Here is a 12556-nt window from a genome sequence, read left to right on the forward strand (position 1 = left end):
CGCTGCCGCCCTTCAAATAGCTTAAACCGCTCAAGATTAGGTATATGAAAGTAAAAGATCAAGTGATGTTTAGCGTCTTTTTTAGCGCATACGATCACGAATAGAATTTACCTGACCTCTGAAACTGGAGCGCAAGGCTATGTCGGCCACAACGACACTCTCCTCTCCCGACGCAATCCTCTTCGACGCATTCGGCACGTTGTTCGACGTGCGTGCGGTCCTGGCCGCGGCGGAACAGATGTTTCCCGGTCACGGGGAACGGTTGTCGCAGCTGTGGCGACGCAAGCAGATCGAATACTCGCAGTTGCGCACGCTCGCCGATCCGGCCGGCGCGCGCTATCGCCCGTTCCGGGACATCACGCTCGATGCGCTGCGGTTCGCCGCGCGCCGGCTCGGGCTCGCGCTGAACAGCGCGGCCGAGAAGCGGCTGATGGACGAATACGCGTGCCTGTCCACCTATCCCGATACGGTGCCCGCGCTGCGCAAGCTGCGCGCGCTCGACCCGCGCCCGCCGCTCGGGATCCTGTCGAACGGCACGCCGCAGATGCTCGACATCGCGATCAAGAGCGCCGGCATGACCGGACTGTTCGATCGCGTGCTGTCGGCCGACACCGTGCGTGCGTACAAGCCGAGCCCGGCCGCCTACGCGCTCGGCACCGCCGCGTTCGGGCCGAACCGGCGCGGCATCGTGTTCGTGTCGTCGAACGCGTGGGACGTCGCCGGCGCCGTCTGGTTCGGCTACACGACGTTCTGGCTCAACCGCACGGGCGCGCCCGCCGAGGAACTCGGCGCGCCGCCCGACGGCACGGGCACCGGCATGGCCGACCTGCTCGCATTCCTCGCCACCCCGGCTCCGTCCGGCAGATCCGCAAACCGCACGCGCCCCGGCCCGGGTGCATGACGTTCGCAGCGCTGCCGCCTTCCCCCTTCACCGAAACCGCAACTGACCGACCAAGGAGATGAGACTCATGAGCACCCCGATCACGCTGCCGCAAGGCATGGCGATCACCGGCGACATCCAGCCGGGTTACGAAGCAATCCTGACGCCCGAAGCACTCGCGCTCGTCGCGGCGCTGCACCGCACGTTCGAACCGCGCCGCCAGGCGCTGCTGCAGGCGCGCGTCGAGCGCACGAAACGCCTCGACGCAGGCGAGCGCCCCGACTTCCTGGCCGAGACGAAGACGATCCGCGAAGGCGACTGGAAAGTCGCGCCGCTGCCGGCCGACCTGCAATGCCGCCGCGTCGAAATCACGGGCCCCGTCGAGCGCAAGATGATCATCAACGCGCTGAACTCGGGCGCCGATTCGTACATGACGGACTTCGAGGATTCGAACGCGCCGAGCTGGACGAACCAGATCGACGGCCAGATCAACCTGAAGGACGCGGTGCGCCGCACGATCTCGCTCGAGCAGAACGGCAAGTCGTACCAGCTGAACGACAAGGTCGCGACGCTGATCGTGCGTCCGCGCGGCTGGCACCTCGACGAAAAGCACGTGACGGTCGACGGCCAGCGCGTGTCCGGCGGCATCTTCGATTTCGCGCTGTTCCTGTTCCATAACGCGAAGGAACTGCTCGCGCGCGGCTCGGGCCCGTACTTCTACCTGCCGAAGATGGAAAGCCATCTCGAGGCGCGCCTGTGGAACGACATCTTCGTCGCCGCGCAGGAAGCCGTCGGCGTGCCGCGCGGCACGATCCGTGCGACGGTGCTGATCGAGACGATCCTCGCCGCGTTCGAGATGGACGAGATCCTGTACGAACTGCGCGAACACAGCTCGGGCCTAAACGCCGGCCGCTGGGACTACATCTTCTCGGCGATCAAGAAGTTCAAGAACGACCGCGACTTCTGCCTCGCCGAGCGTTCGAAGATCACGATGACGGTGCCGTTCATGCGCGCGTACGCGCTGCTGCTGCTGAAGACCTGCCACAAGCGCAACGCGCCGGCGATCGGCGGGATGAGCGCGCTGATCCCGATCAAGAACGATCCGGAAGCGAACGACAAGGCGATGGGCGGCGTGCGCTCGGACAAGCAGCGCGACGCGACCGACGGCTACGACGGCGGCTGGGTCGCGCACCCGGGCCTCGTGCCGATCGCGATGGAAGAATTCGTCAAGGTGCTCGGCGACCAGCCGAACCAGATCGCGAAGCAGCGCGACGACGTGCAGGTCGAAGGCAAGAACCTGCTCGACTTCCAGCCGGAAGCGCCGATCACCGAAGCCGGCCTGCGCAACAACATCAACGTCGGCATCCACTACCTCGGCGCATGGCTCGACGGCAACGGCTGCGTGCCGATCCACAACCTGATGGAAGATGCGGCCACGGCCGAGATCTCCCGCTCGCAGGTGTGGCAATGGATCCGCTCGCCGAAGGGCGTGCTCGACGACGGCCGCAAGGTCACGGCCGAACTCGTGCGCGAATATGCGAAGGCCGAGCTCGACAACGTGAAGCGGTCGGTCGGCGGCAACACGCAGCCGTACGAGCGCGCCGCGGCGATCTTCGAGCAGATGTCGACGTCGGAAGGCTTCACCGAATTCCTGACGCTGCCGCTGTACGAGGAAATCTGACGAAGCTGCCCGCCGCGACCGGTGCCGGCCCTGCGTCGGCGCCGATCGCATGCGATGACGGCATCAAAAAAGCGCCCCTCGGGGCGCTTTTTCTTTTGCGGCAAGATCAGCTACTGCGGCTGCCGCACAACCGGTCACACGGCTTCCCGCTCCCGCCGGTGCTGAACCCAGTCGCCCGACGCAATGCGCGGACGCCCGGCTGTCGCGTGCGCGGCGACCGGATAATACAGGCAGGCGTACTGCCGGCCGCCGAGTTCGACGGTCACGTCTTCCGGCTTGAACAGCGAGTCGACACCCGGATAGACGCGCTCGATCTCGTCGAGCACGGGAACGAGCCGGTCGTCGACCTCGTAGACGTCGCCCCAGACGAGCGACTGGCCGGCCGCCCCGGCGATCATCCCCGGATAGGTACCGAAATCGTACAGTTCGCCCGGCAGCGCGGCGGCGCCAAGCAGCGTCGGCGCAGCAATCCCGTGCCTGGCGGCCGCGTGGCCGATGTCGTTGGCCTCCCCGTTTCTCAAGGTGCCGTAGACGAATACGTAACGCATCGTGGTTCTCCTCTTCGATTCGTATGTTGCCGTGTTCGGGCGCGATTCGCGCGGAATCGCCCACGCATCGATAGACCGCGATACCGGCCAGATGGTTCGAGCCCTCGAGCTCGCCCGGCTCCGGGCCGCCCCGAAATCGCCGGGCTCCCATACAAAGTTCATTTGAACGCGGCATGATCGCCCGACAAACCGCCGCATGCGCTTTCGCGGCGCCTTCTACAATAACGGCATCGCCGCCGCGCTGCCCGAATCGTCCATGAATCCGCCCGCCCAAGCCGACGTATCGAACCCGTACGTCATCGACATTCCGCCCGAATTCGCGCCGACCACCGTCCATCCGATGCGCGTGCGCGCACGGCAGGTCAATACCGGGTATCGCATCCCGCTGCACACGCATGCGTGGGCGCAGCTCGCGTACGCGTCGCGCGGCGTGCTGCGCGTCGCGACGACCGGCACGACATGGATGGTGCCGCCGTCCCGCGCGATCTGGGTGCCGCCGCACGTGACGCACGAGGTCGTGATCGTCGAAGAGGCGTATTTGCGCACGCTGTACATCGACGAGTCGATCGTGCCCGACGGGCTCGATGCGTGCCGCGTGGTCGAAGTGACGGGCCTTCTGCGCGAGCTGATCGTCGCACTCGACGCGCGCGACCTGAGCACCGCGCGCGAGCGCCTGCTGTGCGGGCTCGTGCTCGACGAGCTGAGCCACGCCGAACCGCTGCCGCTCGCCGTGCCGATGCCCGACGAAAAGCGGCTGCGCATGCTGTGCGAATCGGTACTCGCGCACCCGGCGCACGCGGAGTCGCTTGAACACTGGGCCAGCGAGGTCGGCGCGAGCACGCGTACGATTTCGCGGCTGTTCAAGCAGGAACTGGGGGTGAGCTTTTCGCAGTGGCGTCAGCAGGCGCTGCTGGCACGGGCCATTCCGCTGCTGAACCAGGGGCGCCCGCTGTCGCATATCGCGCGCGAACTCGGGTACCAGAGCCAGAGCGCCTTTTCGGCGATGTTCCGGCGTGCATTCGGCGAAAGCCCGCGTGCATTCATGCTGCGCGGCTACGAGCACCGCGGCCCGGAAGGCCGCCTCGTGGACGACGAAACCCCGGACGACGACGCGATCAGCGCCGCCCGCTGAACGCCCCGCTCCGGTCGCCGACCGTCAGACCGGCCGCACCATGTGGCGGATCGAGCCCAGTTGCGCGAGCCGCGACCCGGCAACCTGATAGCCCATGCGCAAGTAGAGACGCGCGGCAGGATTGTCGACGAACACGCGCAGTTGCAGCTCGTGCAGCCCGCGCGCACGCGCCCAGCGGTGCGACATGTCGAGCATGTAGGTGCCGGCACCCTGCCCGCGATGGCCGGCCGCGATCTGTACGTCGCGGATGTGCAGCGAGTCGCCCTCCTCGGTCACGCGCAGCACGCCGATGCGTTCGCCGTCGGCCTCGAGGATGAAGTTCTCGGATTCGCGCCAGCTCGCGTAGAACAGGTCGCTGCGCCACACGAGCCCATGGCGCTTGTAATAGCCGCCCATGTTGCCGTGCGTCAGCGCTTCGGCAAACGGAAAATCGCCAGCCTCCGCGGGCCGGAGCTGATACAGGAGTCGCAGGTCGGTCGGATCGAGCATCGCGCAGGGGTCAAGAACGCATCCCGCCACGATAGCGCAGTCGCGTGCGGATGCAATCGCGGATTTCTCGTAGCGGCTCGACGTCGGATGACCGGAAGTTACGCGCAGCCAGCGGGCGCAACCGGAAGCGCAAATGAAAAAGCCCGCACAAGGCGGGCTTCTTCATTTTCTGGCGGAGCGGACGGGACTCGCCTACATCCCGCAGGCCGCGGCTGCGCTTGCAAGCGCAGCCCTTCGAGTCCCGCCGGAAGCCGCGCAGGCGGCTTCCTCCACTCCGCAGTCTCGCGCCCGCGAGCGGGCGCAACCGGAAGCGCAAATGAAAAAGCCCGCACAAGGCGGGCTTCTTCATTTTCTGGCGGAGCGGACGGGACTCGAACCCGCGACCCCCGGCGTGACAGGCCGGTATTCTAACCGACTGAACTACCGCTCCAGTCTTGCTGCTTGCCTGGCAGGCGTCGGTTACTTCCTGCCGGCGCATCGTTTGTTCGAACGACGCCGAAATCTGGCGTCCCCTAGGGGATTCGAACCCCTGTACTCACCGTGAAAGGGTGATGTCCTAGGCCTCTAGACGAAGGGGACAACGTACTGCTTACATCTTTAATGCAAAAGCCCGTTCAAAAAACGTTCTTTGAACGGGCTTCGTTCTGGCGGAGCGGACGGGGCTCGAACCCGCGACCCCCGGCGTGACAGGCCGGTATTCTAACCAACTGAACTACCGCTCCAGCTTTCTTACTCCCACCTGCAGGACACCGTCACGCTCCTGCCTGTGTTGCGACACTTCTACGAAACGCCGCTGAATCTGGCGTCCCCTAGGGGATTCGAACCCCTGTACTCACCGTGAAAGGGTGATGTCCTAGGCCTCTAGACGAAGGGGACAACGTACTGCTTACATCTTTAATACAAAAGCCCGCTCAAAAACGTCTTGAACGGGCTTCGTTCTGGCGGAGCGGACGGGACTCGAACCCGCGACCCCCGGCGTGACAGGCCGGTATTCTAACCGACTGAACTACCGCTCCAGCTTTCTTACCCTCACCTGCAGGACGTCGGTTACGTTCCTGCAAGCGTTGCGACACTTCTATGAAACGCCGCTGAATCTGGCGTCCCCTAGGGGATTCGAACCCCTGTACTCACCGTGAAAGGGTGATGTCCTAGGCCTCTAGACGAAGGGGACAAAATCTTTTCAGATCTGTCTGACTTTCGCTATTCACTTTTCAATCAACAGCGAAGGCCGAAATTCTAACTGCTTTGAATCATTTTGTGAAGCATTTATTACTACCACTGCTGCTTCGCAAATCAATCCAGCTTGTTCTGATGGTGGAGGTAAGCGGGATCGAACCGCTGACCTCTTGCATGCCATGCAAGCGCTCTCCCAGCTGAGCTATACCCCCTTGCAGAACAGAAATGAGATTATATGGAGCTACTTTGAACTTGTAAATACCCTTTTTGCGATTCGAGCGAAATTTTTTGCGAAGCTGCCGCGATGTCACGCACGGGCAGCTTCGCTCGCCCCCGAACCTCAGGCCAGCGCGGCCTCGATGCGCGACACCACGACGTCGCGACCGAACAGCACGAGCACCGCATCGATCGACGGCGTGTGCGTCGTACCCGCCACCAGCAGACGCACCGGCATCGCGAGTTGCGGCATCTTCAGCTTGTGCGTGCCGAGCGTCGCCTTCAGCGCGGCGGACACCGCTTCCTTCGTCCAGTCGGCCGCCTTCAGCGCCGCGACGAGATCGGCCAGCGCCGGACGCACGACATCCGTCACGTGCTGCGCAAGCGCATCGGCTTCCGGAGCCGGCACACGGTAGAACATCGTGGCGCCTTCCGCGATCTCCTTGACCGTCGTCGCGCGATCCTTCATCAGCCCGACCACGGCTTCGAGCGCGGGGCCCGTCGCGATCACCGCATCGTCGATGCCGAGTGCGGCGAGGAACGGCTTCGCCAGTTCGGCCAAGCGTGCGTTGTCCGCTTCCTTGATGTAATGCGCGTTCAGCCAGCTCAGCTTGCTGTGGTCGTACTGCGCGGGCGACTTGCCGAGATGCTCGAGATCGAACCATTCGACGAACTGCTCGCGCGTGAAGATCTCGGCATCGCCGTGCGACCAGCCGAGGCGCGCGAGATAGTTGACGACGGCTTCCGGCAGGAAGCCCGCGTCGCGGTACGCCATCACGCTCATCGCGCCATGCCGCTTGCTCATCTTCTCGCCCTGCTCGTTCAGCACGGTCGGCAGGTGCGCGTAGACGGGCGGCTCGCCGCCGAGCGCATTCAGGATGTTGATCTGGCGCGGCGTGTTGTTCACGTGGTCGTCGCCACGGATCACGTGCGTGATGTCCATGTCCATGTCGTCCACCACCACGCAGAAGTTGTAGATCGGCGTGCCGTCCGGGCGCGCGATCACGAGGTCGTCGAGTTCCTCGTTCGAGATCTCGACACGCCCCTTCACGGCGTCGTCCCACACGACCGTGCCCGTCAGCGGATTGCGGAAGCGCAGCACCGGCTTCACGCCGGCCGGCGGCTCCGGCAGCACCTTGCCGGGCTCCGGACGCCACGTGCCGTCGTAGCGCGGCTTCAGGCCGGCCTCGCGCTGGCGTTCGCGCAGCGCGTCGAGCTCCTCGGCCGACATGTAGCACGGATATGCGAGACCCTTCTCGAGCATCTGCGCGAGCACCTCGCGATAGCGGTCCATCCGCTGCATCTGATAGATCGGACCTTCATCGAAATCCAGGCCGAGCCATTGCATCCCTTCGAGGATCGCGTCGACCGCTTCCTGCGACGAGCGCTCGACGTCGGTATCCTCGATGCGCAGCACGAACGTGCCCTTCATCTTGCGGGCGAACGCCCACGGATAGAGCGCGGAGCGGATGTTGCCGAGGTGGATGAAGCCGGTGGGACTCGGCGCGAAGCGGGTACGGACAGGACGGGTCATAAACGGTAACTCGAACGCCTGGGGCGCATGAATGATTCGACGCGGGATCGACGGCGGCAGCCCGGACAGCAATGGGGCCGGCGACGCCCGGAACGGGAAAGAAGCCGGAATTATACTCGCGCCGGACATCGCGCCAAGCGCGCCGCTTGCTTTATGATGTGCGCGCCGCGGCCGCCAGCCGGCGCGGCACCGGCCGCACGGAACCCGCTGCGCGGCCGCTCGGAACCTATCGCCGCCGCGGGCCGTGTAACCCGCCGCCAAGCCGCCGGAGAACCATTCGATGTCGTCCCCTCGCCTGTCGCGCCGCCATTTCACGATCGCCGCCGCGTCCGCCAGCCTCGCCGCCTGCACGTCGTTCGGCGACAAATCCCGCCCCACCACCGCACAGCCGCAGGAAAAGCCCGTGAAGATCGGCATCGCGCTCGGCGGCGGCGCCGCGCGCGGCTTCTCTCACATCGGCGTGCTGAAGGCGCTCGAAGCGCGTGGCATCCCGGTCGAAATCGTTGCGGGCACGAGCGCGGGCTCGGTGGTCGGCGCGCTCTATGCGTCGGGCATGAGCGCGCTGCAGATCAACAAGATCGCGCTCGACATGGACCAGGCGGCAATCAGCGACTGGGCGCTGCCGTTCCGCTCGCGCGGGCTGCTGCAGGGCGTGGCGCTGCAAAACTTCCTGAACAAGACGCTCAACAACCGGCCGATCGAAAAGATGGCGAAGCCGCTCGGCATCGTCGCGACCGATCTGCAGAACGGTCAGCCGATCCTGTTCCAGCAGGGCAACACGGGGCTCGCGGTGCGGGCGTCGTGCAGCGTGCCGTCGGTGTTCGAACCGGTGAAGATCGGCAACCGCGAGTATGTCGACGGCGGCCTCGTGAGCCCGGTGCCCGCTTCGTACGCGCGCAAGATGGGCGCGAGCTTCGTGATCGCGGTCGACATCTCGGCCCGGCCCGACGGCGCGGCCACCAACAACCCGATCGAGATGCTGCTGCAGACCTTCACGATCATGGGCCAGACGATCAAGACCTACGAGCTCGACAAGTACGCGGACGTCGTGATCCGCCCGAGTCTCAACGCGATGGGCGGCAGCGACTTCAACCAGCGCAACGCCGCCATCCTCGCGGGCGAGGAAGCCGTCGCGCGCATCATGCCGGAACTGCAGCGCAAGCTCGCGGCAGCGCGTGGCGTGGCTGCCGCGTAAGCACACCGTGCGCTGGCCGGCGCGCGCCGCCGGCCTGTGTACGGCGAGGCGGCTGCCGGCTCACCGTTTGCACCGCCCCAAAACAAAAAACCCTGCCGCCTTTCGGTGACAGGGTTTTTTCGATCCGGCCGGACTGGCCGTCGAACGTCAGTTGTTGCCGTTCGCCGAATCGTCGCCGATCGTCGCGCGCACGCGCTGACGCAGATCTTCCGGCTTCATCGGGAATTCCGATTCGATCCGGCGCGCGCCGGTGAAACGCTTTTCCCAGTAGCCGCTGTCGAGATCGTCGACGCGGACGGTGCTACCCGTCGACGGCGAGTGCACGAACTTGTTGTCGCCGATGTAGATGCCGACGTGCGAGAACGTACGGCGCATCGTGTTGAAGAACACGAGGTCGCCCGGCTTCAGGTTGCTCATGCTCACCTTCTCGCCGACGCGGCTCATCTCTTCCGCGCGACGCGGCAGCGACATGCCGAGCGTGTCCTGGAACACGTAGCGCACGAAGCCGCTGCAGTCGAGGCCCGAATCCGGCGAGTTGCCGCCCCAGCGGTAGCGCACGCCGATCATGTTCAGCGCGCCGACCACCACGTCGCCCGCCTTGCCGGCCATGCCGGCGAGGAACGACTTCGCACCGCCGCTCGACGGCTGCGCGCTGGTCTGCTGGAGGGAGGAACCCGACCCGATCTGAGTCGAATTGGTGACATTCTGGTTAAAACTGCTGACTTCGTCGGCGAACGCGCCGGGAGCTGCTGCGAACAGGGCGCCGATGAACAGCCCGGCGATGGTGCGCGCGCATGCCTGGGTCAGGGATCGATGCTGCATTGGTCGATGGAATGTGCTTAAAAATCAGCTGATTGGCGGAAAATTTCGGTCGATACTAGCCAGCGCGTAATCGTTTGTCAAAACAAATTAATAAATACAATCGAGATGGTCAGACCATTGGCGGCCTATCACGCTTTCCAGACCGCTTTCAACAGCTTTTGTGTGTAAGGATGTGTCGGTTTGGTGAAGATGTCGGCCACCTCGCCCGACTCCACGATCGCCCCGCCCTGCATCACCGCGACGCGGTGCGCCATCGCCCCGATCACCTCGAGATCGTGGCTGATGAATACATAGCCGAGGTTGTATTTCTGTTGCAAATTCGCGAGCAGTTTCAGCACCTGCTGCTGGATCGACACGTCGAGCGCGGACGTCGGCTCGTCGAGGATCAGGATGCGCGGCTCCAGCACCAGCGCGCGCGCGATCGCGATCCGCTGGCGCTGCCCGCCCGAGAATTCGTGCGGATACCGGTGCAGCACCGTGCGGTCGAGGCCGACTTCGCGCAGCACCGCGAGCGACTTCGTGCGACGCGCATCGGGCGTCATGTCCGGGCGATGCAGCTCGAGCCCCTCGCCGACGATCCGCTCGATCGTATGACGCGGCGAAAGCGAACTGAACGGATCCTGAAAGACGACCTGCATGTTCGAGCGCAGCGCGGTCTGCTCGCGGCCGCGATAGGTCGACAGCGCGCGCCCCTGGAATTCGATCGTGCCGCCAGCCGTCTTCTGCAGGCCGAGCAGCGCCATCGCGAGCGTCGACTTGCCCGACCCCGATTCGCCGACGATGCCGAGCGTCTCGCCCTGCCGCACCGACACCGACACGTCCGCGACCGCCGTCACGGGCACCGTGCCGAACCAGCCCGCGATGCCCGGCCGCTTGCGTGCGAACTGCACGCTCACGTGGTGCGCGTCGAGCACGACGGGCGCGATGGGCATCACCGGCGCGACCGTGCGTTGCGGCCGGCTGTTCAGCAGTCGCTGCGTGTACGGATGCTCGGGGTCCGCGAAGATCCGCTCGACGGGCCCGCTCTCGACGAGCCGGCCGTGCTCCATCACCGCGACGCGATCCGCGAAGTGCCGCACGAGATTCAGGTCGTGCGTGATCAGCAGGATCGCCATCCCGCGCTTTTCCGCTTCCTCGCGCTGCAGTTCCAGCAGCAGATCGACGATCTGCGCGCGGATCGTCACGTCGAGCGCGGTGGTCGGTTCGTCGGCGAGCAACAGGCGTGGCCGGCACGCGAGCGCCATCGCGATCATCGCGCGCTGCCGCTGGCCGCCCGACAACTGGTGCGGATAACTGTCGACCCGCTTCTCCGGCTCCGCGATGCCCGTGCGCGCGAGCAACGCGATCGCCCGCTTGCGTGCCTCGACAGCCGAGACGCCGTCATGCAGCACGATCGTCTCGCCGATCTGCACGCCGATCGTATACAGCGGGTTGAGCGCCGTCATCGGCTCCTGGAAGATCATCGCGATGTCCGAGCCGCGCAGCCCGCGCATCTCGCGCTCGCTCTTCGCCACCAGATCCTGCCCCGCGAAGCGGATCGTGCCGCTCACGTCGGCGTCGCGCAGCAGCCGCAGAATCGACAGCGCGGTGACGCTCTTGCCCGAACCCGACTCGCCGACCAGCGCGACGCGCTCGCCGCGGCCGATCGCGAGCGTCACGTCGTCCACCACGACCGTGTCGCCGAAGCGCACATGCAGATGCTCGAGCGACAGCAGCGGCGCTTGCTGCGTCGGTACGGTCGACTCGCTCATCGCTGGCCTCCCGCCGCGCGCACCGAATCGGCGATCCGCGTGTCGAGTGCGTTGCGCAGCGCATCGCCCATGAAGGTCAGCAGCAGCAGCGTCGCGACCAGCACGCCGAAGGTCGACAGCGAGATCCACCAGGCGTCGAGATTGCCTTTGCCCTGCGCGAGCAGCTCGCCGAGGCTCGGGGTCGGCGGCGGCACGCCGAGCCCGAGGAAATCGAGGCTCGTGAGGGCCAGGATCGAGCCGCTCATCCGGAACGGCAGGAACGTGATCACCGGTGTGAGACTGTTCGGCAATACGTGGCGCCAGATGATCTGCCCGTTCGTGAGCCCCATCGCGCGCGCCGCGCGCACGTAGTCCTGCGTGCGGTTGCGCAGGAATTCCGCGCGCACGTAATCGGCGAGCCCGATCCAGCCGAACAGCGACAGCAGCACGATCAGCAGCAGGAAACTCGGCTCGAAGATCGACGCGAAGATGATCAGCAGGTACAGCTCGGGCAGCGAGCTCCAGATCTCGATCAGCCGCTGCCCGACGATGTCGATGCGTCCGCCGAAGAAGCCCTGCACCGCGCCCGCGGCAATTCCGAGCAGCGTGCCGATCACGGTCAGGATCAGCCCGAACTCGACCGACACGCGGAACCCGTACACGAGCCGCGCAAGCAGGTCGCGCCCCTGCGCGTCGGTGCCGAGCCAGTTCGCGCGCGACGGCGGCGCAGGGTTCGGCACGTTCGAGAAGTAGTTCAACGTGTCGTAGTAGTAACGGTTCGGCGGGTAGACGACGAAGTTGCCGGGCGCCTCGAGCCGCTTGCGCACATACGGATCGAGATAGTCGGCCGGTGTCGGGAAATCGCCGCCGAAGGTCGTCTCCGGATACGCATGGAACAGCGGGAAATAGTACTGGCCGTCGTAACGCACGACGAGCGGCTTGTCGTTCGACCACAGCGGCGCGGCCACGCTCGCGGCGAAGGCCACGAAAAAGATCACGAAGCTCCAGTAGCCGAGGCGCTGCTGCCGGAAGCGCTGCCATACGCGGCGCGCGGGCGACGGCGACACGCGGGCGCGCGCCGCGTCGATGCGGGAAGACACGACGGTCCGGTTCATCGCGCACCTCGCCCGGTGACGCCGGGCATGCAGACGGA

At 65.6% G+C, this 12556-nt stretch carries 10 protein-coding genes and 7 tRNA genes; 4 read left to right on the top strand and 13 right to left on the bottom strand.

Annotation, left to right across the window (positions count from 1 at the left end; translation table 11 throughout):
* The first annotated feature begins 139 nt into the window (after positions 1-139).
* Positions 140-901: a haloacid dehalogenase type II gene (locus ACN8ZM_RS10990; RefSeq protein WP_089450852.1), complete on the top strand. Its 762-nt coding sequence runs from the start codon at positions 140-142 to the stop codon at positions 899-901.
* A 67-nt stretch (positions 902-968) separates the two neighbouring features.
* Complete coding sequence (aceB, locus tag ACN8ZM_RS10995; RefSeq protein ID WP_043189200.1) at positions 969-2561, top strand: malate synthase A; 1593 nt, start codon at positions 969-971, stop codon at positions 2559-2561.
* Between the two features lie 134 nt (positions 2562-2695).
* Here aceB and ACN8ZM_RS11000 read toward each other — a convergent pair whose 3' ends face one another.
* Positions 2696-3109 carry a gamma-glutamylcyclotransferase family protein gene (locus ACN8ZM_RS11000; RefSeq protein WP_420209968.1) on the bottom strand — a complete coding sequence of 138 codons (414 nt, stop codon included), beginning with the start codon at positions 3107-3109 and terminating at the stop codon, positions 2696-2698.
* A 256-nt stretch (positions 3110-3365) separates the two neighbouring features.
* Here ACN8ZM_RS11000 and ACN8ZM_RS11005 point away from each other — a divergent pair, with 256 nt between their 5' ends.
* Positions 3366-4241, top strand: a complete 876-nt coding sequence (locus ACN8ZM_RS11005) for an AraC family transcriptional regulator (RefSeq protein ID WP_301768676.1) — start codon at positions 3366-3368, stop codon at positions 4239-4241.
* Between the two features lie 24 nt (positions 4242-4265).
* Here the strand turns inward: ACN8ZM_RS11005 and ACN8ZM_RS11010 are convergent, their stop codons facing one another.
* The 9 genes from ACN8ZM_RS11010 to gltX all read right to left on the bottom strand — a co-directional run bounded on the left by ACN8ZM_RS11010 (position 4266) and on the right by gltX (position 7656).
* Positions 4266-4730, bottom strand: coding sequence for a GNAT family N-acetyltransferase (locus ACN8ZM_RS11010; protein ID WP_027787064.1), 465 nt, complete (start codon positions 4728-4730; stop codon positions 4266-4268).
* Positions 4731-5083: 353 nt separating this feature from the next.
* Positions 5084-5160: transfer RNA gene (locus ACN8ZM_RS11015), tRNA-Asp, on the bottom strand.
* Between the two features lie 73 nt (positions 5161-5233).
* Positions 5234-5309 (bottom strand) — tRNA-Glu (locus ACN8ZM_RS11020).
* A gap of 66 nt (positions 5310-5375) precedes the next feature.
* Positions 5376-5452, bottom strand: a tRNA-Asp gene (locus ACN8ZM_RS11025).
* 78 nt (positions 5453-5530) lie between these two features.
* Positions 5531-5606: transfer RNA gene (locus ACN8ZM_RS11030), tRNA-Glu, on the bottom strand.
* 63 nt (positions 5607-5669) lie between these two features.
* A tRNA-Asp gene (locus tag ACN8ZM_RS11035) sits at positions 5670-5746 on the bottom strand.
* Between the two features lie 79 nt (positions 5747-5825).
* Positions 5826-5901 (bottom strand) — tRNA-Glu (locus tag ACN8ZM_RS11040).
* Positions 5902-6042: 141 nt separating this feature from the next.
* Positions 6043-6118, bottom strand: a tRNA-Ala gene (locus ACN8ZM_RS11045).
* Between the two features lie 128 nt (positions 6119-6246).
* Positions 6247-7656 (bottom strand): glutamate--tRNA ligase, encoded by a 1410-nt coding sequence (gltX, locus tag ACN8ZM_RS11050; RefSeq protein ID WP_420209969.1) that lies wholly within the window; start codon positions 7654-7656, stop codon positions 6247-6249.
* A 280-nt stretch (positions 7657-7936) separates the two neighbouring features.
* Here gltX and ACN8ZM_RS11055 point away from each other — a divergent pair, with 280 nt between their 5' ends.
* On the top strand, positions 7937-8851 hold the full coding sequence (locus ACN8ZM_RS11055; RefSeq protein WP_301769572.1) for a patatin-like phospholipase family protein: 915 nt from the start codon (positions 7937-7939) through the stop codon (positions 8849-8851).
* A 147-nt stretch (positions 8852-8998) separates the two neighbouring features.
* Here ACN8ZM_RS11055 and ACN8ZM_RS11060 read toward each other — a convergent pair whose 3' ends face one another.
* The 3 genes from ACN8ZM_RS11060 to ACN8ZM_RS11070 all read right to left on the bottom strand — a co-directional run bounded on the left by ACN8ZM_RS11060 (position 8999) and on the right by ACN8ZM_RS11070 (position 12518).
* Entirely contained in the window at positions 8999-9673 is a 675-nt protein-coding gene (locus ACN8ZM_RS11060; protein WP_006481953.1) for a C40 family peptidase, read from the bottom strand.
* Positions 9674-9801: 128 nt separating this feature from the next.
* The gene (locus tag ACN8ZM_RS11065) at positions 9802-11424 is read right to left on the bottom strand and encodes an ABC transporter ATP-binding protein (RefSeq protein WP_420209970.1); all 1623 of its coding nucleotides are present in this window, start codon (positions 11422-11424) and stop codon (positions 9802-9804) included.
* Positions 11421-12518, bottom strand: a complete 1098-nt coding sequence (locus ACN8ZM_RS11070) for an ABC transporter permease (protein ID WP_043189186.1) — start codon at positions 12516-12518, stop codon at positions 11421-11423. The genes ACN8ZM_RS11065 and ACN8ZM_RS11070 overlap by 4 nt, the downstream gene beginning before the upstream one ends.
* Between the last annotated feature and the right edge of the window lie 38 nt (positions 12519-12556).

This window comes from Burkholderia aenigmatica, assembly GCF_048627025.1.
Classification (GTDB): Bacteria; Pseudomonadota; Gammaproteobacteria; order Burkholderiales; family Burkholderiaceae; genus Burkholderia; species Burkholderia aenigmatica.